The organism is Streptomyces sp. NPDC052101 (assembly GCF_040680235.1).
Lineage (GTDB): Bacteria > Actinomycetota > Actinomycetes > Streptomycetales > Streptomycetaceae > Streptomyces.
The window spans coordinates 1-21298 of sequence record NZ_JBFAWH010000063.1; the positions used below are offsets into that span (position 1 = coordinate 1).

Below are 21298 nucleotides of genomic sequence, written 5' to 3' on the forward strand. Positions count from 1 at the left end.
GGGACCGTTGCCGACCGGCTTCTTCAGCCAGGCCGCGTGGTCGGTGAAGATCCGCACCGGCCCCCGGCCACGCCATCACTCACCCCCACCTTGGAGAAGTCGATGGACGCCAGGTCGGCCTGCTGGTTCGTAGTCCTTCCCGACCGGGACCTGCTCCCGGGCCTCCTCGATCGTCTGCGGAGCCGCTCCCGCCCTGCCGCGTTCCGGGTCGTGCCGCATCCCTCCGGCCGGCCGTGGCTGGTCGGCTGCTGGTCAGACGACGAGGTGACCGTCTGCAGTGTGGGCGAAGTGCGGCTGGCCGTCGCCGGGACCTGTTCCCTGAGCGCTGCCGAACTGGCCCTACGTGCCCGGAGGATTCGCGCCACCGCGGACATCGAGGCGGCGCTGTCGGGTGCCCACGGCAGTTTCCACGTCCTGGCGTCCGTGGCGGGCCGGTCGTACGTCCGTGGGAGCTTCTCCGGGAAGGGGCGGGTGTACCGGGCCGAGGTCGACGGCGGCGTGCTGTGCGCCGATCGCGCCGCCACCCTCGCCCGGCTCACCGGTGCCGAGGTGGACACCGCGCAGCTCGCGCTGCGGCTCGCCGGTTACAGCGTCCCGCATCCGCTCGCCGGCGGTGCGCTGTGGCGTGGGGTGAGTGCCGTACTCCCCTACGAGGCCGTGGAGTTGGAGCCGGAGGGCGGTGCGCGCACCCTTCGGTGGTGGCAGCCGCCGGAGGCCGAACTGCCGTTGCGGGAGGCGGCGGCCGGGCTGCGGGAGGCGCTTGAGCGCGCGGTCGCTTTACGGGTCGGGCCGGGGGAGGTGGTGGGCGCGGACCTTTCCGGTGGCATGGACTCCACCTCGCTGTGCTTCCTGGCCGCCGAGGCGGGCGCCCGGCTGGTCGCCGTGACCCTGGACTGGAGCGCACCCGGCAACGAGGACCGCAGGTACGCCACCCACGCCGCCCGACACCTGCCCCACATCGAGCACGTGGTGTTCCCGTCCGCCGATCTGCCTGCCCACTTCACCGGACTGGACGAGCGCCTGGACCCCGGTGACGGGCCCGTTCCGGTGCAGCGAGACCGGCTGCAACAGCGGTACCTGGCCCAGGAGATGCGTGCGCGGGGGGCCGGGCTGAGGCTGTCGGGACACGGCGGAGACCACATCGTCCAGCCGCCGCCGTCGTATGTGCACGGGCTGCTGCGCCGCTCCCCGGTATCCGGCATGCGGCATGTGACCGGGCTGCGCGCGCGACATCGCCGGCCGCTCGGGGCGACCGTGAAAGCGTTGCTGGACGGCCGCTCGTACGCCTCCTGGCTCACCGACACCGCCGGGCGGCTGCGCATGCCGGCGGCTTGGCAGGACTTCGGCTGGGGCCTGAGCCCCGGGCTTCCGCCATGGGCGAGCGAGCAGGCCGTGGAACTGTGCCGTGCGCAGTTGTGTGCCGCGGCCCGCGACGGCGTCGAGCCGCTCGACCGGGAGCGGGGTCGGCATGCCTGGCTCGCCGCCGCGCAGCGGGCGGGCCTGATCGACGGGCACCTCAGCCACCACGCCGCTCTCATGGGCCTGCCCCTGCACTCACCGTTCTGCGACGACGCCGTGATCGAGGCCGCGCTCGCCGCCCGCCCGCACGAGGCCGCAAGCCCCTGGTCGTACAAGCCGCTGCTCGCCGCCGCCATGGACGGCCTGGTGCCCGCGCCCATTCTGCGGCGGACGACCAAGGACCACTGCGGGCAGGAGTGGCAGGAGGGCGTGCGGCGCAACCGGCGCAGCCTTGCCGCCTGGGCCGAGGACTCACGCCTGGTGGCCGCGGGTGTGGCGGACGAGGAGGCGCTTGGGCGGGCCCTGCTCGCGCCCGCCCTGCTGACCGGCGGGGCCGGCGAACTGGAGGCCACGCTGAGTGTGGAGGCGTGGCTGCGCGATGTGGAACACCAGGAAGCCCTCGACGAGGCAAGGGAGACGAACGGTGCACCGACTGCGCGCTGATGTGAGCGCCTGTGCCACGGGCGAGGGCATGGTCCTGCTCGATGAACGCTCCGGGCGCTACTGGCAGTTGAACGCGACGGGCGCGCTCGTGGTGCGGGCCCTGCTGGAGGGTGCCACGCCCGAGCAGGTCGCCGAACGGCTCGCGGCCACCCGCCCGGTCACTCCGGAGCGGGCGGCCGCGGATGTGACGGCGCTGGTCGGGCAGCTGGTGCGGGAGAGGCTGGTGTCCGGCGCGTGAGCCAGATCCTGGACACCGGTGGCCTGCGGCCGGCCCTCGGCTGCCGGCTTGCCGCCCGCACGGCCGTGATCGCCGCCCGGCTCCTTGCCCGCCAGCCGCCGCGCCGGATCCGTGCCGTCCTGGGTGTGGTGCGGCGCGGGGCCCGGCCCGCCCGGTATGAGCAGGCGTTGCGGGCGCGGCGGGAGGTGACGGCCGTCAGCACCCTGTGCGCGGGCCGCTACTGCCTCCAACGCTCGCTGGCCACCGCCCTGTTGTGCCGGATGCGGGGACGCTGGCCCACCTGGTGCAGCGGGGTGCGCACCGCGCCGTTCGCGGCGCATGCCTGGGTGGAGGCCGAGGGCAGGCCGGTGGGCGAGCCGGACGACACCGCCGCCTACCACGCGATGATCAAGGTAGAGCAGGGGCAGCGGCTCGGCACGGCGTCGTAGACCCGCATGCTCGTACCACTCCGCAGACCCGGACTGACCCTCGCCGTCACCTGCCTGGCTCTCGCCCAGTCCTCCGGGGTCCAGGCAGGCGGAAGGGAACCCGGCGGCGGCCGTCCAGCCGAAGGTGACCCCCACCCCCGGCGGACTCGCGCTCACCGTCCCACCGAGCGGCAACGCCCCCGGTTACGTTCTCGATGTGACGACCGCCCAACCGGAACTGTCCACCAGACGCCCCGGCACCTCCGTACCGGCCACCGCGGCCGGCGACACCGCCCTGTACTCCCGCCTCGACGGCAGCTGGAAGTACGCCACTCAGGTCACCGGCTGGACCTGGAGCAGCGGCACCCTGACCCTCACCGCGGACACGACCGCCGAAGGCGCCACCGTTCAAGCCCGCCTCACACCGTCCGCCGACCGCTACGCACTCGACTGGAACGTCAACGGCGCGGTCCCCGACCGGCTGGGCCTCGCCTACGACCTCCGCCCTGTTCGCGATCCGGGCTGGCGGACACGACCCGTCCGGCCGGGAGGGCGAGCCGGGCGCCGTACGCGGCAGCGGTGTCCTCCGTGTCAGGGCCACCGCCGGCGCACTCCCTCGCCGACGCGGGGGCCTCCCGCCGGAAACACCCGCCCCTCACCGCCGCCGAGAGGCCGCTGCGCCGCCCGCCCCCTCGAACCGGTCCTCGCCGACGCGTTCGACGGCGCCGCCCTCGCCCGTGCCGACGGAACGGCCGACTCCCCGCCGGCCCGCCCGCATCGCCCTGACCCGCTCAGCGACCGCCCCCACGACCGAAAGGCCCAAGCGTGTCCGTCAGCCGCAGATCGCCCGGCCCCGCGCACGTCCCCGACGACGGCCAAGTGCCCCCTGCCGGTGGGCCGTTCATGGACGGCGACCGTCACGGTCCTGCCGGGGTCACCCGCAGAGGCGTCCTCGCCGCGGGTGCTCTGGCCCTCGGCGGATCAGCCCTGCAGGCCCGACCGGGGCAGGCGTACGCGGCCGACGATCCGGCGCCCGCCGCGGCCGCACTGCGGCGGCTGCTGCCCGACCACCACGACCAGTTCACGCTGCGGTTGCTCGCCGCGGACGGCACGGACCGCTTCCGGGTCGCCGGCCGCACCGGGCAGATCACCGTCGAGGGCACCAGCCCCGCCGTCCTCCTGACCGGAGTCCACACCTACCTGCGGCGCACCGTGCAGGCCTCGCTCTCCTGGACCGGCGACCAGCTCACCCTGCCCGGCCGGCTGCCCGCCCCCGCCGACGAGATCACCGGGGCGACGAACGTGCCCCACCGGTTCGTCCTCAACGACACCGACGAGGGCTACACCGGCCCCTACCGCGACTGGGACACATGGCAGCGCGAGCTGGACGTCCTCGCCGCGCACGGCGTCAACCGCGTCCTCGTCTACGCGGGCGCGGACGCCGTGTACCACGACACGTTCCGGCGCTTCTCCTACACGGACGCGGAGCTGCGGTCGTGGATCCCGGCCCCGGCCCACCAGCCGTGGTGGCTGCTGCAGAACATGTCGGGCTTCGGCGGCCCGGTCTCGCACCGGCTCATCGAGCGGCGGGCGGAGCTGGCGCGGCGGATCGTGGACCGGGTGCGGGAACTGGGCATGACGCCGGTCCTGCCCGGCTATTTCGGCACGGTCCCCGACGACTTCCCCGCCCGGTACGGAGGGGACGCGACGGTGGTGGCACAAGGGACCTGGTGCGGCTTCAAGCGGCCCGACTGGCTCGACCCGCGTACCACCGCCTTCGGAGAGGTGGCGGCCGCCTTCTACCGCGCCCAGTCGGACCGCTTCGGCGACAGCACCATGTACAAGATGGACCTGCTGCACGAGGGCGGTGACCCCGGCGACGTACCGGTGGGCGAAGCCGCCGGCGCGGTCGAGGCGGCCCTGCGGAAAGCACACCCCGGCGCCGTCTGGGCCATCCTCGGCTGGCAGACCAACCCGCCCCGGGCCCTGCTGGACGCCGTCGACAGGACCCGCATGCTGATCGTCGACGGGCTCTGTGACCGCTTCCCGACGGTCACCGACCGGGAGAGTGACTGGGCCGGCACCCCCTATGCCTACGGCAGCATCTGGAACTTCGGAGGCCACACCTCGATCGGCGCCAACGCCCCCGACTGGGTGGAGTGGTACCCCAAGTGGCGTGACAAGGACGGCAGTTCACTGGCCGGGATCGCGGCGATGCCGGAAGCCTCCGACAACAACGCGCCCGCCCTCGCCCTGCTCACCGACCTGGCATGGACGCCCGGCACGATCGACCTGGACGACTGGTTCGCCGCCTACGCCGTCTCCCGCTACGGCGGCGTGGACCGGCACGCGGCCGCCGCCTGGCACACCCTGCGCGCCACGGCCTACGGCACCAGCCGCGCGGACTCCTGGAGCGAGGCCCCGGACGGCCTGTTCGGCGCCCGCCCGAGCCTGACCGCGACCAAGGCCGCCTCCTGGAGCCCGGAGAACGACCGCTACGACACCACGGCCTTCGACCCGACGCTGAGTGAACTCCTGGATGTCAGGGAGGAGTTGAGGCACAGTCCCGCGTACCGGTACGACGTCGTGGACGTCGCCCGCCAGGTCCTGTCCAACCGCAGCCGCCTGCTGCTCCCGCAGATCAAGGCAGCCCACGACACGGACGACAAGGACCTGTTCGACACGCTGACCCGCGCCTGGCTGTCCTGGATGAACCTGCTGGACGAGCTGCTGTCGACGTCCCGCCCGCACCTGCTGGGCCGCTGGCTGGCCGAGGCGCGGGCCTGGGGCGCGGACCGCGCCGAGCAGGACCGCCTGGAGTACGATGCCCGGTCGATCCTCACCACCTGGGGCGGCCGGGAGAGCAGCGACGAGGGCCTGCACGACTACGCCAACCGCGAGTGGGCAGGCCTGGTGGGAGGCCTGTACCGCACGCGTTGGCAGACGTTCTTCGACACCGTTTCCCGCGGAGAGGACCCGGACGCGATCGACTGGTTCGCCCTCGAGGACGCCTGGGCACACGCCCACGAGACACATCCGGCCGAGCCCGACGGGTCGCCGTACGCCCTGGCCCTGCGGGTGCGGGACGTCCTCGCGGGCTCCCCGTACCAGTCCACGCTGGCGGCCAAGGCCGACCGGGGCGCGGTGACACGCAACCGGCCGGCTGTCGTGACGCTCGCCCTCACCCACCGCAACGGATTCGCGCCGGCACACGAGGTGACCCTCTCCCTGAAGGTCCCCGCCGGCCTCGCGGCGCGCCCCCTCGGCCCGGTGGAGGCGGCAGAGCTGGCCCCCGGCGCGACCTTCACCGCCCGCTTCGAGATCCGTCTCACCGGAGCCCCGGACACCCCGGTCGGCCGACTGGTCGCGATGGCGACCCAGCGGGGCGGCGCCAGGACGGTCGCTCCGGTACGGCACGGCTGAGGACCGCCGTCGGCTCGCGTCGCTCGCGCAGGATGTCGACCCCACCACTCACGCGTCCGCGAACTCGCCGGTGTCCTCGCGCAGTTGGGCAGCCGACCAACACCCTCGCAGGCCGCCGCGCGAGGTGACCGGCTGCTCAGAGGCCCGCCGTGTGGTCGGGGACATAGGTCTGCAGATCGCGCGGCGGGCGTTCGTAGCCGGTCGACGGCGGCCGCTTCGGAAGCTCCAGGACCGGGGGCGGCACCTCGTGGTACGGCACGGAGTCCAGCAGATGGGCGATCATGTTGAGCCGCGCCCGCCGCTTGTCGTCGCTCTCCACGATGTACCAGGGCGCCTCGGTGATGTCGGTGTGGACCAGCATCTCGTCCTTGGCCCGGGAGTAGGCCTCCCAGCGGGTGATCGACTCCAGGTCCATCGGCGACAGCTTCCAGCGCCGCACCGGATCCTCCAGGCGCCGCCGGAACCGCTCCTGCTGCTCGGTGTCGCTCACCGAGAACCAGTACTTGCGCAGCAGGATCCCGTCCTCCACCAGCATCCGCTCGAAGATCGGGCACTGCCGCAGGAAGAGCTGGTGCTCCTCCTTCGTGCAGAAGCCCATCACATGCTCGACGCCGGCCCGGTTGTACCAGGACCGGTCGAACAGCACGATCTCCCCGGCGGCCGGCAGATGCTCGACGTACCGCTGGAAGTACCACTGGGTGCGCTCGCGCTCGGTCGGCTTGGGCAGAGCCGCGATCCGCGCGACGCGCGGGTTGAGATGCTCGGCGACCCGCTTGATCGTGCCGCCCTTGCCCGCCGCGTCCCGCCCCTCGAAGATCACGACCAGCCGGGCCTCCTGCGCCCGCACCCACTCCTGCAGCTTCACCAACTCGGTCTGCAGACGCAGTAGTTCGCTCTCGTAGACCTCGCGCGGCACCTTCGCCGCCTTCTTGCCGGCCATGCCGCCTCCACCACCTGACGACGCCCTGAGTCACCCACGACCGTAACCGGACCGCCAAGGAGTTCACCGCCATGACCATACGTGTCGGCAACACTTGGCAAATTAGAGTAAATCATAAGAAAAGGCCAGTAACTCCACTTACGGGGCAGTCGGTTGGTCAGCCGCAGACGCGTTCTCACCGTCTCAGGGAGAGGTTCATGGGCCTGTTGCGCAAGATCCGCGAGACCGGGCGGGTGGCCGAGCCGGCTCCGCCCCGCCCGCAGGGCGAACCGAGCGAGAAGGCGCGGCAGCTGGCCGGCTCGGTGCAGGTGCGCTGTGTGGACGCGGGCTCCTGCAACGGCTGCGAGATCGAGATCGCCGCCGCCTTCAACCCGGTCCACGACGCCGAGCGGTACGGCGCCAGGCTGGTGGCCTCGCCACGGCACGCGGACGTCGCACTGGTGACGGGCCCGGTGACACGGAACATGGCCGAGCCCCTGCGCCGCACGGTGGCCGCGATGCCCGAACCGCGGTTGGTGATCGCCGTGGGGGACTGTGCGATCGACTGCGGGGAGTTCGCCGGCGGGTACGGCGTCGAGGGCGCCGTCCGTGACGTCGTACCGGTGGATCTGGCCGTGCCCGGGTGCCCGCCGGAGCCGGAGGCGATCGTGGCGGCGCTCAGGGGAGTGACCGGACGGTGAGCCTGGTTCCGGCCGCCCTGGCGACGGCCACGGCACTGGGCGGCGCCGGCACGCTGGCCGGACTCGTGCTGCCGTACCCCTCGCGCGTTCCGGTCGTCGGAGCGCTGACGGCGGGTGTGGGGGTGAGCGGTGGCGCGGCGGGTGCGGCCGCGCTCGGCGGCAGCCGGTGGGCGGCCGGGTACTCCGGGCTGCTGCCCCTGGCCGGGGCGCATATGGCGGTGGACGCGCTGGCGGGGCTGTTCATGGCGGTGGCGGGAGCCGTCGTGGCCGCGGTCGGGGTGTACGGCATCGGGTACGCGTCCGGACACGGCCCGCACGGGCTCGGCTCGCGCACGGCGCAGGCGGCGCTGCCCTTGTTCGCGCTCACGCTGGTCCTCGTACCGGTGGCGGCGTCGGTCTCCACGTTCCTGGTGCTGTGGGAGCTGATGGCGCTCGGCTCGCTGCTGCTGGTACTGGCCGAGCATCGCGAACGCGCCTCGGTACGGCAGGCCGGTGTCTGGTACGCCGTGATGACCCACCTCGGCCTGGTCCTGCTGCTGGCCGGGCTCGCGCTGTTCGCCGCGCAGGCGGGCGGGGAGACCTTCGCCGAGCTGCGGGCGGGCGCACACGGCAGCTCGCCGACCGTGCGCGGGCTCGTCTTCGTCCTCGTGGCACTGGCCTTCGCGTCGAAGGCGGGCGCGGTGCCGCTGCACGCCTGGTTGCCGAGGGCGCACCCCGAAGCGCCGAGCCCCGTCTCGGCGCTGATGAGTGCCGCCATGGTCAACCTCGGCGTCTACGGCCTGGTCCGCACCGGCCTCGATCTGCTCGGCGGCGGTCCGGCATGGTGGTGGCTGGGGCTGCTGGCGGCCGGCGGGGCCAGCGCCGTGTACGGCATCCTGCAGGCGGCCATGGCCTCCGACCTGAAGCGGCTGCTGGCGTACTCGACCAGCGAGAACATGGGCCTGGTGCTCATCGGGGTCGGGGCGTCCGGGCTGTTCGACGCCTACGGCGACCGCCCGCTGGCCGCGCTGGCGCTCGCGGCGGCATTGCTGCATGTGGTCAACCACTCCGCGTTCAAGGCCCTGCTGTTCTGCGCGGCCGGCTCGGTACTGCGCGCCACCGGCCTGCGCGATCTGGACCGGCTGGGCGGGCTGCGGTCCCGGATGCCTGCCACCGCCGGGCTGTTCGCGCTGGCCGCGCTCGGCGCGGTGGCGCTGCCGCCGGGCAACGGCTTCATCAGCGAGTGGCTGCTGCTGCAGTCACTCATCCACGGTCTTCAGGTGTCCGGCGTCGCGGTCGCCGTCGTGCTGCCCCTGTCGGTGGCGTTGGTCGCGCTGTCGGCCGGCATCGCCGCCGCCGTGTTCGTGAAGGCACTCGGGGTGGGCTTCTTCGCCCGGCCGCGCGATGAGCGGGCCGCGTCGGCCCGGGAGGCACCGCCGCTGATGCTCGCGGGGATGGCCGTGCTCGCCGCAGGGATCGTGGCGCTGGCGGTGGTGCCGGGCCTGCTCGGCGACGGCCTCGACCGGGCCGTCGGCGCGGTCGGGCTGCCCGGCGGCGCGGCGCTCACGGGCGGCGGGCTGAAGGTGCGGCTCGCCGTGGTCTCCGCGCAGCTGTCCCCCCTGTGGGTGGTGGCGGCCCTCACCGTCGCGATCATGCTCGCGCTGGGGCTGCCCCGGCTCCGCGCCCGCCGCCGGCGCCGTGTGAACGCCCGGCTGTGGGACTGCGGAGGCGGAGCGCCGACCCCGCGCATGGCGTACACCGCGACCTCGTTCGCCGAGCCGCTGCAGCGGGTCTTCGACGACGTCCTCGCGCCCGAGCAGGACGTGGACGTCACGCCGGTGCGGGAGTCGGCGTACCTGGTGGAACGGGTGCGGTTCCAGCACCGGGTGCCCGACCGGATCGAGCACCGGCTGTACGAGCCGGTGCTGCGGGCGCTGGCGGGAACCGGGCAGACGGCCCGGCGCCTCGCGGGCGGCAGTGTGCACCGCTATCTCGGCTACGGCTTCGCCGGGCTGGTCGTGTTGTTGATGGTGCTGGCGGTGGGCTGGTGATGAACGGGATCGGGTACGTGGCCGTCGTGGGCCAGGTCGTGGTCGTCGCGGCCGGGGCGCCGCTGCTGACCGGATGGATGCGGCAGGTGCGGGCCCGTCTGGAGGGCCGCGCCGGGGCCGGGGTGCTCCAGCCCTGGCGGGACACGCGCAAACTGCTGCGCAAGGAACCGGTCACGCCGGTCGGAACCGGGCCCGCTTTCCGCGCGGCCCCCGCACTGCTGGTCGCCACCACCGGGGTGGCCGCCGCGCTGGTGCCGCTGCTGTCCACCGACACCCCGGTGAGCGGACACGCGGACCTCATCGTGGTGGTCGCGCTGATCGCGCTCGGCACACTCGCGCTCGCCCTGGCGGGGCTCGACACCGGTACGGCGTTCGGCGGGATGGGCGCCTCCCGGGAGATGACGGTCGCCGCGCTGGTGGAACCGACCATCCTGCTGTCGGTGTTCGCCTTGTCGATACCGGCCGGGACGACCAACATCCCGGCCATCGTCTCCGGCGCCGCCCACGAACCGGCGCGCCTCGCCTCCCCGGCCGGGCTGCTGGCCATCGCCGCGCTCGCGGTGGCGGTGCTCGCGGAGACCGGCCGCATCCCGGTCGACAACCCCTCCACCCACCTCGAACTGACCATGATCCACGAGGCGATGGTCCTGGAGTACGCGGGACCCGACCTGGCACTGGTCGAACTCGGCGCCCAGATGCGGCTCACCCTGCTGCTCGGCCTGCTGTCCTCGCTGTTCGCGCCCTGGGGCATCGCCACCGGCGACTCCTGGACGTCACTCGTGGTGGCGCTGGTGCTGTTCGCGGCGAAGGTCTGCCTGCTGGGTGCGGTGCTCGCGGTGGCCGAGGTGTTCTGGGCGAAGGTGCGGCTGTTCCGGGTACCCGAGCTGCTCGCGGGTTCCTTCCTGCTGGCGCTGCTCGCGGTGACCGCCTCGTACTTCCTGAACGGAGCCTGATGAGCGCCGGCCTGTACACCCAGCTCCTCGACCTGGCCTGCGGGGCGTTCCTGCTGGCGGCCGTGCTCGTGCTGTGGTGGCGTGAACTCGCGGCCGTCGTCCGGGTGTTCGCCCTCCAGGGCGTCGCCCTGGCCACGATCGCCGTGCTGCTCGGGGCGCACGAGCAGCGGTGGGACCTGATCGCGGTGGGCGTCGGTGTGGGGGTGCTGAGGGCGGGCGCACTGCCGTATCTGATGCGGCGGGCGCTCGCCGCGCTGGCCGCCGACCGGGGGAGCGAGGAGGTCCGTGAGACCCAGCCGCTGGTCAACGTGGCCGCCTCACTGCTGACCGCCGCCCTGCTCACCCTGCTCGCCTACGCGGTGGCCCGGCCGCTGACCGGGCTGGACCCGACACCCGCCACCCGGGCTCTGCCGGTGGGCCTGGCGGTCGTCCTGATCGGCTTCTTCGTGCTGGTGACCCGCAGGCGGGCGCTGGCCCAGGTGGTGGGCTTCCTACTGCTGGACAACGGCATCACCGCCACCGCGTTCCTGGCCACCTCCGGCGTACCGCTCATCGTCGAACTCGGCGTCTCCTTCGATGTGCTGCTCGCGGTACTGGTGCTGCAGATCCTCACCACCCGGATGCGCGCGGCATTCGGCACGACCGACATCGACGACCTGCGGGAGCTGCACGACTGATGAACGCGATGCCGACCGTTGCGCTCCTCACCGCACCCACCGCCGTACCGCTGCTGGTCGCCGCCGGGTATGCGCTGACCGGTACGCGAACACCCCGGCCGGTCCCGGCCCGCGCGGACGTGCCGCATCCGGTGCCCGCGCGGGCGCCCGTCCTGGTGGCCGGGGAACCCGTACCCGAAAAGCCCCCGCAGCGGTATCCGGCGGCCCGGGCGGGACTCGTCTCGCCCGTGGCGATCCTGCTGTGCGGGAGTCTGCTGGCGGTCGGGGTCCACGACGAGGGACCGCTGTCCGCCTACTCCGGGCTCCTGCGCGGCGACGCCCTGACCGCATGGATGCTGCTCGTCGTCGGAGCTGTCGCGCTCGTCGCCTGCGGCTCGACCTCCGCATACCTGGCGGGCGAACGGACCGCAGAGCGGACCTCGGCCCGCGCCGCGCGCCGCTACCACGTCCTGGTGCACGCCTTCCTCGCCGCGATGTGCCTGGCCGTCGTCAGCGCCAACCTCGGCGTGCTGTGGGTCGCCGTCGAGGCCACCACCATCGTCACCGCCTTCCTCGTCGGCCACCGGCCCACCCGTACGTCCGTCGAGGCCGCCTGGAAGTACGTGGTGATCTGCTCGGCCGGCATCGCGCTGGCGTTCCTCGGCACCGTGCTGATCTACTACGCGGCCCGGCAGGCCGGCATCGCCGAGGCCTGGGCGCTGGACTGGCCCACGCTCGTCGCCCGCGCCGACCGCCTCGACCCCGCGGTCACCCGGCTCGGCATCACGCTGGTCGTGCTCGGCTTCGGCGCCAAGGCCGGCCTGATCCCGCTGCACGCCTGGCTGCCCGACGCCCACAGCCAGGCACCCGCGCCGGTCTCCGCACTGATGTCCGGGGTGCTGCTGTCCGTCGCGTTCGCCGCGATCCTGCGCTACCGGGTCATCGCGGACGCCGCCCTCGGCGCCGACTTCACCCGCGTCCTGCTCGCCGGGATCGCCCTGCTCACCCTCGCCCTCGCCGCCGCGCTGCTGCTCGCCCAGCGCGACTACAAGCGCATGCTGGCCTACTCCAGCATGGAGCACATGAGCCTGATCGCCCTGGCCACGGCCATCGGCAGTCCCCTCTCCCTGTCCGCCGCGCTGCTGCACATCGCCGGACACGGGCTGGCCAAGTCCGTAGCCTTCTGCGCCTGTGGCCGCATCCTCCAGCTGACCGGCAGTGCGAAGATCGGCCGGGTGCGCGGGCTGCTCGCCCGGGCGCCGGCACCCGCCGGGATGTTCGGCTTCGCGGTGGTGGCGCTGATGGCGTTCCCCCCGTTCAGCCTCTTCGCTTCCGAACTGGGCATCGCCCGCGCCGGGTTCGCCGCCGGGACCGGCCTCGCCCAGGTGACGGCGGCCGCGCTGCTCCTCGTGCTGGTCGCCTTCGCCGCGCTCGCCGTGCGGACCGCCCGGATGCTGCTCGGCCCCGCTCCGGCACCGCCCGCGGGCCCCGAGGTCAGCGCCATCTGGCCGCTCGGCCTGGGTCTGGCCGCGTGCGCCGCCCTGGGCGTCTCGCTCGGCCCGCTCACCGGCCTGCTGCATTCCGCCGCCCAGGCGATCGGAGGTCACTGAGACGATGCGTACGGCGTACGAGATCGCTGTCACGGAACTACCGCTGAGGGTGCAGGAGTTGCTGACCGGCGGGCACCGGCTGGCGCTGGTCGCGGCGCACCTCGACGAGGCCGGGCCGCGCGTGGTGTACCTCTTCGTGGCCGGCCCGCCCGACACCCGCACCGAGCTGCACGTCCGTCTCGACCCGGGCCGCCCCGAGGTGCCGACGCTCGCCGGCCTCTCCTTCCCTGCGGGCAGGTTCGAACGCGAGATGCGCGACCTCTTCGGCATCGTCCCCCTCGACCACCCGCTGCCCCGCCGCCTCGTACGCCACTTCCACTGGCCGCGCGGCTGGTACCCCATGCGTCCCGATGCCGGCCCTCCTCCCGCCTTCGGTGAACAGGAGGGCCCGTACCCCTTCCTGGAGGCAGAGGGCGACGGTGTCTACGAGATCCCCGTCGGGCCCGTCCACGCCGGTCTCATCGAACCGGGCCACTTCCGCTTCTCCGTCGTCGGAGAGACCATCCTGCGGCTCAAGGCCCGCCTCTGGTTCGTCCACAAGGGGATCGAGAGACTCTTCCAGGGCCGCTCGGCCACCGCCGGACTTCCGCTGGCCGAACGCATCAGCGGCGACACGGCCGTCGGGCACGCGCTGGCGTACTGCCTGGCCGTCGAGGAGGCCGTCGGCACCGAGGTACCCGCCGCGGCCCGGCGCGCCCGCGCCCTTCTGCTGGAGCTGGAGCGGATCCACAATCACGTCGCCGACCTCGGGATGCTCTGCAACGACGTCGGCCACGGCATCCTCAACGCCCACGCCCAGCGCATCCGCGAGCAACTCCTGCGTCTCAACCGGGAGATCACCGGCCACCGGTTGCTGCGCGGCGGCGTCATCCCCGGAGGCGCCGTACTCCGCGCCCTGCCCGACGTACGACGCCTGAAGGCGATCCGCGACGACATCCGCGAGATCACCGACCTCGCCCTCGGCCACGCCACCGTCCGCGACCGTTTCACCGGCACCGCCATCCTCAAGGAGGCCGCCGCCCGGGAGATCGGCTGCCTCGGCTACGTCGCCCGGGCCAGCGGACTCACGGACGACGCCCGCATCGCCCACCCCTTCACCGACTACGGCGCACAGCTGGACGTCCCCGTCCACGCCACCGGCGACGTCCTCGCCCGTTTCCTGGTGCGTGCCGAGGAGATCGAGACCTCTTTCGCGCTGGTCGAGCGGTTCGCCGACGCGCTGGCTGCCGCCCGGGCGACGGTCGCGCCCCAGCCGCACCCCGGAACCGGCCCCGGCACCGGCGTGGGCCTGGTCGAGGGCTGGCGCGGCACCATCGCCACCCGCGTCGAACTCGCCGCCGACGGGACCCTGACCCGGGTCAAGCCGGTCGACCCGTCCTTCTTCAACTGGCCCGCTCTGCCGGTCGCGTTGGCGGACACGATCGTCCCCGACTTCCCGCTGACCAACAAGAGCTTCAACCTCTCGTACGCCGGTAACGACCTGTGACGGCCCGGCTGCCCGAGGTCGCCGACCGGACCTGGGACGGCTGAGCAGCCGCATCCCGAAGGCCGACCCCCGGAACAGGGCCGTCCGGCCCTTTCGCCGGTGCCCTGCGCCGCGCGACGATGGAGATCGAGAGATCTGCCCGCGGGCCTCGCAACCGGGATCACCCGGGAAGGGAGGCGGAGACGATGTTCTGGTACGGCCATGGCATGAACGGCTGGGGCTGGTTCGCGATGTCGCTCAGCACCGTGCTGTTCTGGGTGCTGATCATCGCCGTCGGCATCCTGCTCTTCCGGGCTCTGGCCCGCCCCACCCCGCCGGGCACGGAGCACCACACCTGGCAGAGGACGCCTCCGGTCAGCGGTCCCGAACAGATCCTGGCCGAACGGTATGCGCGCGGCGAGATCGACGAGGAGGAATACCACCGCCGCCTGGCCACGCTGCGGGGATCGCCGCCAGGCGCACCCGGTCCTCCCACGGCTTGACCAGCCCTGGAGTCCGGCTCTCAGAGGTTGATCATGTGGCCGGCGAGGCCATGGAGCCCTCCAACTGGGTGATCCTGTTCTTGCGCATGAGCAGCCGATGTTCAGGCAGACGCCGCCCCGGAAGCGGCCCTCCACGGCGGCCGTACGAAGCCTCAGCTGAGCGGAGCGGATGGCCGCCACCAGGAGTTCCCCGGTAGGCCGCGGGGTTTCGGCGTCCGGGTGAGCGCGAGTGCGTAGGCGCGCCGTACTCACCACCAGATCCTTCACCCCCTTGCGGGGGTTGATGGGCGGAGTTTTTCACTCGTGCGTGGATGTAGCCCCCCATATCGTGACGTACCGCTTACGATCTGTCACATGCCGCAGCGGTCTGCCGGCTGCGCGGGGGTGCGCAAGCCGGCCCTCGCCCTCCTCGTGGGTCTGGTGCTGATGCTCCTCGCCCATGCGGTCGCGTGCGCCGCGCACGGAGCCGGGGAGCATGAGCACGGCATGACAGCGGTCGCCTCGGCGATGTACCAAGAGGCTGGAGCTGCGAGCACTCTGCGGCCCGTGGGCGAGGCAGCCGACTGTGCCCTGACCCATGGACCCGATGGATCCGACGGGCACACCGGGCACGACACGGCGTGCTGCGATCCGGCCGACTGGCCCGCAGGAACGCGGGCGACCGCCGGGACCCTGCTCCTGGCGTTCACGCTGATCGCGCTTCTTTCCCTGCGCCACCGCACGCTGGGCCCCGTCATGCCCGGTTCTCCGCCCGGGGGAGGGGACCGGGCGGCCGTACCGGCTCCCGACGGCGCGCACCTGCTGCGCCTGGTCTGCGTCAGCCGTACCTGAATGCGCCGCCCGGCGTGCACCGCCGGGCCTGCCAGCGCATCCACCCGTACGGCAGACACGCGGCCCCGACGTGAACCGGGCCGCGAGAGGACCCCCACATGAGTACTGTCCTGCGCGGCGTCGCGCCGCACGACATCACCTCCTTCCTGGCGGCGCACGAACTCCCCGAACCAGCCGGAGCACCCCGACGCTCACCAGCCGGCCTGGTCGGCAACACCCCCGTCCTGTGGATCGGGGAGCCCTTCAACCCGCCGGGGCGGGGCTTCTGGGCGAAGCTGGAGAGCGCCAATCCCGGTGGCATCAAGGACCGCCCGGCGCTCCACATGGTCACTGCGGCCCGCGAACGGGGCGACCTCGCTCCGGGCGCCCCGGTCATCGAGTCCACCAGCGGCACCCTGGGCCTCGGTCTCGCGCTGGCCGGGATCACCTACCGCCACCCGGTCACCCTGGTCACCGACCCCGGCATGGAGCCGCTGATGGTGCATCAGCTGCGCGCGCTCGGGGCGCACGTGCACATGGTCACCGAGCCGCATCCCGTGGGCGGCTGGCAGGAGGCGCGCCGCCGGCGCGTACACGAACTGCTTGCCCGTACACCGTCGGCCTGGTGCCCCGACCAGTACAACAACCCCGACAACGTCGCCGCGTACGCCCCGCTCGCCCTGGAACTCGTCGTCCAGCTCGGCAGGATCGACGTCCTGGTCGCAGCGGTCGGCACCGGCGGGCACTCGGCGGGCGTCGCCCGCACCCTGCGCACCTTCAACCCGCGGCTGAAGCTCGTCGGTGTCGACTCGGTCAACTCCACGGTCTTCGGCCAGCCCGCCGGACTCCGTCTGATGCGCGGACTGGGCAGCAGCATCCACCCCGCCAATGTCGACCATGGGGCCTTCGACGAGGTCCACTGGGTGGCCCCGGGGGAAGCGGTGTGGACCTGCCGTCAACTGGCCCGTGGCCACTACACCAGCGGTGGCTGGAGCGTGGGCGCGGTCGCCCTCGTGGCCAACTGGCTGGCCCGCACGGAGCCCGAGCGCACCCGGATCGCCGTGATCTTCCCCGACGGCGTGCACCGGTACTGGAACACGGTCTTCAGCGACGACTACTGCCGTCGGCACGACCTCCTGCGCCGCTTCCCGGCGTCCGAGCCGGACGAGATCGCCCACCCCGCGCAGTGCACGGTGGACCGTTGGACCCGCTGCACCAACGTCATGGCGCCCGAGGAGGCCGCTCGATGAAGTCCCTTGCCGCGCAGTTCCGTTCGTTCAGCGGATGCGCCCGTCTGCTCATGGTCCAGCAGTTCACCATCAACACCGCCTTCTACATGCTCATGCCGTACCTCGCCGGCCATCTCACGGACGGTCTGGGCCTGGCCGCCTGGGCGGTCGGCCTGGTACTCGGGGTGCGCAACTTCACCCAGCAGGGCATGTTCCTCGTCGGCGGCACGCTCGCCGACCGGCTCGGCTACAAGCCGGTGATCGTGGCGGGGTGCGTCCTGCGGACCGTCGGCTTCGGCCTCCTCGGCTTCGTCGGCTCGCTGCCGGCTCTGGTCGTCGCGTCGGCGGCGACCGGCTTCGCGGGCGCGCTGTTCAACCCGGCGGTGCGCGCGTACCTCGCCGAGGAGGCGGGGGAGCGGCGGGTGGCGGCGTTCGCCGCCTTCAACGTCTTCTACCAGGCCGGAATGTTCGTCGGCCCGCTGGTCGGGCTCGCCCTGCTGGCTGCCGACTTCCGTCTCATCTGCTCGGTGGCCGCAGTGCTGTTCCTCGCGCTGACGGTGATCCAGCTGCGGATGCTGCCCGCCCGCCGGACCACCTCGCGGCCCGAGCCGGGCGGCGTGCTGGCCGACTGGCGCACGGTCGTCGCCAACCGCCCCTTCCTTCTCTTCTCCCTCGCCATGATCGGCTCGTACGTCCTGTCCTTCCAGGTGTACCTCGCACTGCCCTTGCAGGCGCACCGCGTTGCCCCGGACCGGGGCGACGCGGTGACCACGGCACTGTTCGCGGTCTCGGCCGTGGTCGCCGTGGCGGGCCAGCTGAAGATCACCGCGTGGGCCCGGGCACGCTGGTCCTCCCAGCGCGCCATCGTCTACGGCATCGCGATCATGGGCGCCGCCTTCCTGCCCTTGCTCACCGACGCCGGCCCGGCCACCCGGGACACCGGCTCCCTGGGCTGGACCGCAGCGCTGGCACCGCTGATCGCCACGGTCGCTCTGCTCGGCCTGGGCACCGCCGTGGTCTATCCGTTCGAGATGGACACTGTGGTCTCGCTGGCCGGCGGCCGGCTCGTCGCCACCTACTACGGCCTGTACAACACCGTCTCCGGCCTGGGCATCACCCTGGGCAACCTGGCCACCGGGGCCGTCTGGGATGCCGCCGACCGCGCGGGGCATCCGGAGCTGACCTGGTGGGTGCTGGTGGTGACGGGCGCGTTCTGCGCCGGCTGCGTCGCGCTGCTGGCACGCTCGGGCCGCCTGACCGCATACACCGAGCCGGAACCCGCGGCGACGGCCTCATGACCGCGCACACGTCCGCCGACCCGGCGGGCGGACTCGTGGTGAGGACGGCAGGGGAACGGGGCCCAGCCCAGGCCGGACATCATGCCCAGCGGCGGGGCGCCCGCCGGACGGGCGCGCGGGTGAAGCGCGGCTTGAGGGCGCGCGACAGCGCCGGCACCGGGGTCAGCGCACGCGGCCTCGCGGCTTCAGTGGCACCGGCGGCAGCTCGGGCGCGGGCAGCGGGGCGCCGTCTTACCCCTTCACCTCCCCGAATCGAGACCCGCTCATCCAGGTCAGCATCGGACGCCGAGGAGTCAGCACGACATGGCGGCACGCACGCTCGCACGCGGCATGGGCACCTTCTTCAAGGACTGCGAACACCCTGAGTCCCGTTGGTCGAAGTGCCCGCACGGGTACAAGATCCAGTACCGCAATGCGGCGGGCAGGCAGAACGAGGAGTCCGGCTTCGCGACGCAGGACAGGGCCATCGAGCGCCTGTTGGAGATCTACAACGAGAAGAAGACGGCTGCTTCGCGGTCCCAGTCGAAGGCGGAGCGCATCCAGAAGTACGGGGCGATGCGGTTCGAGGAGTACGTCGAGGAGTGGAAGGCCGGGCAACGGCATCTGGCCGTCTCATCGGTACGGCCCCTGGACTCGCTCCTGGAACACCACTTCTACCCGGCGCTGGCCAGTCGGCGGATGAACTCCTCCGACCACAAGGTGGTCGACGGCTTCATCCGCGCGATGGAGCGCGCGGGAGCAGGACTGGCCGCGATACGAACCGCAGGCGACGACGCCTTCACACCGATCGTCGACCTGATGAGCGGCTGCGGGCTGCGGAACGGCGAGGCGGCTGCGGTGAACCTCAAGAACGTCGTGGCCGACGGCGTGTACCGGGTCTCTGAGCAGGTCATCATGTCGACCCGCGAGTGGGCCGCCGAAGCACCACAGGGCGGGGGAGTACCGCAATGTACCAAGCCGTATCCGCACTGGCGGATGGACAACCAGTGGCGCCGGATCAGGGCGTCGGGCGAGGTGGACATCCCGCAGGGGACGGTCCTCTACAGGAACCGTCACTTCTACGCCTCGAACTGCCTGAGCAACGGCATCCCGATCACGGACGTTGCCGAGTGGATGGGGCACAAGAGCGTCGACGTCACCTTCAAGATCTACCGGCACCTCCTGCCGGGATCGATCGGCAAGGCGGCCCAGGTGCTGGACATGGCGCTCGCGGCCTGACACGGCAATGAGTCCTGGCCGCGCGACGGCCAGGACAGGTCTGCTTGGCGTTCATGAATTGGGCGGGCATCCACGATCCTTGGTCGAGCGGGTCAGGAAGGCCCGAGTTTCCGCTGTGGCCCGTGGTTCGAGGAGGCGGAGGATCAAGTCCACTCGGAAGGTCCGGACTCGTCGAAGGCCCACAGTTGCCCAACCGGCTCCCACCTCAGCCGCCCTGGTGGCACGGCTTTGACCAGGGAGATGATCCGAGATCGTTCCTCCTCGGTGATCCGTCGCCTGCGGCCCTGCCCGCCTGGATCCTCCAGCCCCTGCAGGCCTGAGCGGTTGAAGCGGTGCAGCCGGCAGCGGACCGTTTTCTGGCTGCAGTCCAGCTCCACGGCGATCGCCGGCACCCGTAGCCGAGCACCCTCAACTACCCCGCCACCAGGACATATACCCAACGAAAGAGGAACCCGGCACTAGTGCAGGCGTGCCAGCAAGTGGGCGTCGAGGAAGCCCCGTTCGGAGGACGGGTCGTGGAGCAGCCGGGCGAACGTGACGAGCCCGACCCCGGCCAGCAACTCGGCGAACCGGTCCACCGGCCAGCTATAGGCGGGCGTCACCTTGTGGTCGAAGCGGACCGGCTCCGGTCCGTCGGTCGCGAAGAACGAGACCAGGAGCAGGCCCCCTGGTGCCAGGACACGCACCTGCTCGGCGAGTAGCGCGGGCAATTCCCCAGGCGGGGTATGGATCATCGAGTAGTGGGCCAGCACGCCGCCGAGCGCGCCATCCTCGACCGGCAGGGCTTCCATCCGCGCCTCGTCGAACCGCAGCGCCGGATGGGCCCGCCGGGCGTGATCGACCATGCCCGGGGAGAGGTCGAGCCCGAAGGCGTCCAGTCCCAGGTCGTGCAGCATGGCCGTCAGATGTCCAGGCCCGCACCCGACGTCGGCTGCCCGCGGGTTCCCTGTCCCACGCACCAGCTCGGCGAAGGTGCCGATCATGTTCCGCGAGAACGGCTGTGTCTCCAACCTATTAGCGAACATCGACGCATATAGCTCGACGACCCCGTCGTAGGCCGCCCTGGTCTCGTCCTGGTGCTCCATCACGGGAGGCGAAGCTAGCATCCGCGCACGTTCGCAGCTTCTCCGGCCTCGTGCCGACCTCCGCTCCTAGAGGCTGACTGTCCCGTCACATGATCACGGGACGGGCCACCGCGAAGTCGCGGGTCGCGAGCAGTGGGCGGACCTCCCGGATCGCTCCGGACACGGGGAGCGGTCCACTTCGTACAACTCGCCCAGCGCTGCGTGCGGCAGCCCCAACCGCAGGTGCACCAGCGTGATCAGGAGCCGATCGGTGAGCACCAGCCGCCGTTTGGGCCCAGCACCAGCTACCCGCCCGCGCTCCCCGCCGCGCCGCTCGCAGAGTGCCGACTCACGGGCCGCTGCCCGCTTCGGGGCGAGTTCTTCGAGCAACTCGCCCCGAAGTGTGCACGAGAGACCCTGGACACGTCAGGACGGCAGGGCCGTACGGGCCCAGGTCAGCTTCACAACTCACCCAACCCGTACGGCCCCTCGTATGTAACGGCCCGGCCGTTCCCCTCGCCGCACCCTTGTTGCTATCCGTGTGTGCCCAGCACATCGAGGTAGTGCCGGTTGTACATCACGCCCAGGATGTTCCCGAAGGGGTCGGTCACGGAGGCGGTGACGAACCCTGCTCCGCGCTCCGTGAGTGGTTCGTACTCCTTCGCCCCCAGGGACAGCAGCCTTCCGAGCGCCGCGCTCACATCGTCGACATGCCAGTACACGACAGCACCGCCCGGCCCGGTCCCCGCCCCTGCGGGCGCGTAGCGACTGTCGATCAGCCCCAGCTCGTGCTGGTAGTCGCCGAGACGAAA

20 protein-coding genes and 1 pseudogene are annotated in these 21298 nt (G+C 72.3%); 15 read left to right on the forward strand and 6 right to left on the reverse strand.

Going from position 1 to position 21298, the window contains the following annotated elements:
* From AB0L75_RS42205 to AB0L75_RS42220, 4 genes are all read left to right on the forward strand, one after another.
* A partial coding sequence (locus tag AB0L75_RS42205; protein ID WP_365191600.1) for an asparagine synthase-related protein occupies positions 1 to 1962 on the forward strand: 1962 nt, incomplete at its 5' end.
* Positions 1943 to 2200, forward strand: a complete 258-nt coding sequence (locus AB0L75_RS42210) for a lasso peptide biosynthesis PqqD family chaperone (RefSeq protein WP_365191601.1) — start codon at positions 1943 to 1945, stop codon at positions 2198 to 2200. The genes AB0L75_RS42205 and AB0L75_RS42210, both read left to right, overlap by 20 nt.
* Positions 2201 to 2205: 5 nt before the next feature.
* A complete protein-coding gene (locus AB0L75_RS42215; protein ID WP_365191618.1) occupies positions 2206 to 2628 on the forward strand; it encodes a lasso peptide biosynthesis B2 protein in 423 nt (140 codons plus the stop codon).
* An 882-nt stretch (positions 2629 to 3510) separates the two neighbouring features.
* Positions 3511 to 6030: an alpha-N-acetylglucosaminidase TIM-barrel domain-containing protein gene (locus AB0L75_RS42220; RefSeq protein ID WP_365191602.1), complete on the forward strand. Its 2520-nt coding sequence runs from the start codon at positions 3511 to 3513 to the stop codon at positions 6028 to 6030.
* Between the two features lie 136 nt (positions 6031 to 6166).
* Here the strand turns inward: AB0L75_RS42220 and ppk2 are convergent, their stop codons facing one another.
* On the reverse strand, positions 6167 to 6970 hold the full coding sequence (ppk2, locus tag AB0L75_RS42225; protein WP_365191603.1) for a polyphosphate kinase 2: 804 nt from the start codon (positions 6968 to 6970) through the stop codon (positions 6167 to 6169).
* A 197-nt stretch (positions 6971 to 7167) separates the two neighbouring features.
* On the opposite strand from ppk2, the gene AB0L75_RS42230 reads away from it, so the two are divergent.
* The 10 genes from AB0L75_RS42230 to AB0L75_RS42275 all read left to right on the forward strand — a co-directional run bounded on the left by AB0L75_RS42230 (position 7168) and on the right by AB0L75_RS42275 (position 18204).
* Positions 7168 to 7650, forward strand: a complete 483-nt coding sequence (locus AB0L75_RS42230; RefSeq protein WP_365191604.1) for an oxidoreductase — start codon at positions 7168 to 7170, stop codon at positions 7648 to 7650.
* Complete coding sequence (locus AB0L75_RS42235) at positions 7647 to 9680, forward strand: proton-conducting transporter membrane subunit (RefSeq protein ID WP_365191605.1); 2034 nt, start codon at positions 7647 to 7649, stop codon at positions 9678 to 9680. The genes AB0L75_RS42230 and AB0L75_RS42235 overlap by 4 nt, the downstream gene beginning before the upstream one ends.
* Positions 9680 to 10633, forward strand: coding sequence for an NADH-quinone oxidoreductase subunit H (locus tag AB0L75_RS42240; protein ID WP_365191606.1), 954 nt, complete (start codon positions 9680 to 9682; stop codon positions 10631 to 10633). The genes AB0L75_RS42235 and AB0L75_RS42240 overlap by 1 nt, the downstream gene beginning before the upstream one ends.
* The gene (locus AB0L75_RS42245) at positions 10633 to 11310 is read left to right on the forward strand and encodes a hypothetical protein (protein ID WP_365191607.1); all 678 of its coding nucleotides are present in this window, start codon (positions 10633 to 10635) and stop codon (positions 11308 to 11310) included. The genes AB0L75_RS42240 and AB0L75_RS42245 overlap by 1 nt, the downstream gene beginning before the upstream one ends.
* The gene (locus AB0L75_RS42250) at positions 11310 to 12899 is read left to right on the forward strand and encodes a proton-conducting transporter membrane subunit (RefSeq protein ID WP_365191608.1); all 1590 of its coding nucleotides are present in this window, start codon (positions 11310 to 11312) and stop codon (positions 12897 to 12899) included. The genes AB0L75_RS42245 and AB0L75_RS42250 overlap by 1 nt, the downstream gene beginning before the upstream one ends.
* Before the next feature lie 4 nt (positions 12900 to 12903).
* Positions 12904 to 14385, forward strand: coding sequence for an NADH-quinone oxidoreductase subunit C (locus AB0L75_RS42255; protein WP_365191609.1), 1482 nt, complete (start codon positions 12904 to 12906; stop codon positions 14383 to 14385).
* A 185-nt stretch (positions 14386 to 14570) separates the two neighbouring features.
* Complete coding sequence (locus AB0L75_RS42260) at positions 14571 to 14867, forward strand: SHOCT domain-containing protein (protein ID WP_365191610.1); 297 nt, start codon at positions 14571 to 14573, stop codon at positions 14865 to 14867.
* A 354-nt stretch (positions 14868 to 15221) separates the two neighbouring features.
* Positions 15222 to 15698 carry a hypothetical protein gene (locus AB0L75_RS42265; protein WP_365191611.1) on the forward strand — a complete coding sequence of 159 codons (477 nt, stop codon included), beginning with the start codon at positions 15222 to 15224 and terminating at the stop codon, positions 15696 to 15698.
* Between the two features lie 98 nt (positions 15699 to 15796).
* Entirely contained in the window at positions 15797 to 16927 is a 1131-nt protein-coding gene (locus AB0L75_RS42270; RefSeq protein WP_365191612.1) for a PLP-dependent cysteine synthase family protein, read from the forward strand.
* Complete coding sequence (locus tag AB0L75_RS42275; RefSeq protein WP_365191613.1) at positions 16924 to 18204, forward strand: MFS transporter; 1281 nt, start codon at positions 16924 to 16926, stop codon at positions 18202 to 18204. The genes AB0L75_RS42270 and AB0L75_RS42275 overlap by 4 nt, the downstream gene beginning before the upstream one ends.
* 162 nt (positions 18205 to 18366) lie before the next feature.
* Here AB0L75_RS42275 and AB0L75_RS42280 read toward each other — a convergent pair.
* Positions 18367 to 18474, reverse strand: a pseudogene (locus AB0L75_RS42280) (pirin family protein); the annotation flags it as partial.
* Positions 18475 to 18507: 33 nt separating this feature from the next.
* Between AB0L75_RS42280 and AB0L75_RS42285 the strand changes: the two are divergent.
* Positions 18508 to 19422: a site-specific integrase gene (locus AB0L75_RS42285; RefSeq protein ID WP_365191614.1), complete on the forward strand. Its 915-nt coding sequence runs from the start codon at positions 18508 to 18510 to the stop codon at positions 19420 to 19422.
* Between the two features lie 143 nt (positions 19423 to 19565).
* Here AB0L75_RS42285 and AB0L75_RS42290 read toward each other — a convergent pair whose 3' ends face one another.
* From AB0L75_RS42290 to AB0L75_RS42305, 4 genes are all read right to left on the reverse strand, one after another.
* Positions 19566 to 19814, reverse strand: a complete 249-nt coding sequence (locus AB0L75_RS42290) for a helix-turn-helix domain-containing protein (protein ID WP_365191615.1) — start codon at positions 19812 to 19814, stop codon at positions 19566 to 19568.
* Between the two features lie 66 nt (positions 19815 to 19880).
* A complete protein-coding gene (locus AB0L75_RS42295) occupies positions 19881 to 20510 on the reverse strand; it encodes a class I SAM-dependent methyltransferase (RefSeq protein WP_365191616.1) in 630 nt (209 codons plus the stop codon).
* A 90-nt stretch (positions 20511 to 20600) separates the two neighbouring features.
* Positions 20601 to 20765, reverse strand: a complete 165-nt coding sequence (locus AB0L75_RS42300; RefSeq protein WP_365191619.1) for a transposase family protein — start codon at positions 20763 to 20765, stop codon at positions 20601 to 20603.
* Positions 20766 to 21019: 254 nt separating this feature from the next.
* A partial coding sequence (locus AB0L75_RS42305) for a VOC family protein (RefSeq protein ID WP_365191617.1) occupies positions 21020 to 21298 on the reverse strand: 279 nt, incomplete at its 5' end.

Excerpts from the sequence above, each read along its gene's own strand:
- AB0L75_RS42260 (WP_365191610.1), top strand. The coding sequence starts at position 14,571 with ATGTTCTGGTACGGCCATGGCATGAACGGCTGGGGCTGGTTCGCGATG.
- AB0L75_RS42255 (WP_365191609.1), top strand. The coding sequence starts at position 12,904 with ATGCGTACGGCGTACGAGATCGCTGTCACGGAACTACCGCTGAGGGTG.
- AB0L75_RS42275 (WP_365191613.1), top strand. The coding sequence starts at position 16,924 with ATGAAGTCCCTTGCCGCGCAGTTCCGTTCGTTCAGCGGATGCGCCCGT.
- AB0L75_RS42240 (WP_365191606.1), top strand. The coding sequence starts at position 9,680 with ATGAACGGGATCGGGTACGTGGCCGTCGTGGGCCAGGTCGTGGTCGTC.
- AB0L75_RS42285 (WP_365191614.1), top strand. The coding sequence starts at position 18,508 with ATGGCGGCACGCACGCTCGCACGCGGCATGGGCACCTTCTTCAAGGAC.
- AB0L75_RS42245 (WP_365191607.1), top strand. The coding sequence starts at position 10,633 with ATGAGCGCCGGCCTGTACACCCAGCTCCTCGACCTGGCCTGCGGGGCG.
- AB0L75_RS42250 (WP_365191608.1), top strand. The coding sequence starts at position 11,310 with ATGAACGCGATGCCGACCGTTGCGCTCCTCACCGCACCCACCGCCGTA.
- AB0L75_RS42230 (WP_365191604.1), top strand. The coding sequence starts at position 7,168 with ATGGGCCTGTTGCGCAAGATCCGCGAGACCGGGCGGGTGGCCGAGCCG.
- ppk2 (WP_365191603.1), bottom strand. The coding sequence starts at position 6,970 with ATGGCCGGCAAGAAGGCGGCGAAGGTGCCGCGCGAGGTCTACGAGAGC.
- AB0L75_RS42265 (WP_365191611.1), top strand. The coding sequence starts at position 15,222 with ATGCCGCAGCGGTCTGCCGGCTGCGCGGGGGTGCGCAAGCCGGCCCTC.
- AB0L75_RS42270 (WP_365191612.1), top strand. The coding sequence starts at position 15,797 with ATGAGTACTGTCCTGCGCGGCGTCGCGCCGCACGACATCACCTCCTTC.
- AB0L75_RS42220 (WP_365191602.1), top strand. The coding sequence starts at position 3,511 with ATGGACGGCGACCGTCACGGTCCTGCCGGGGTCACCCGCAGAGGCGTC.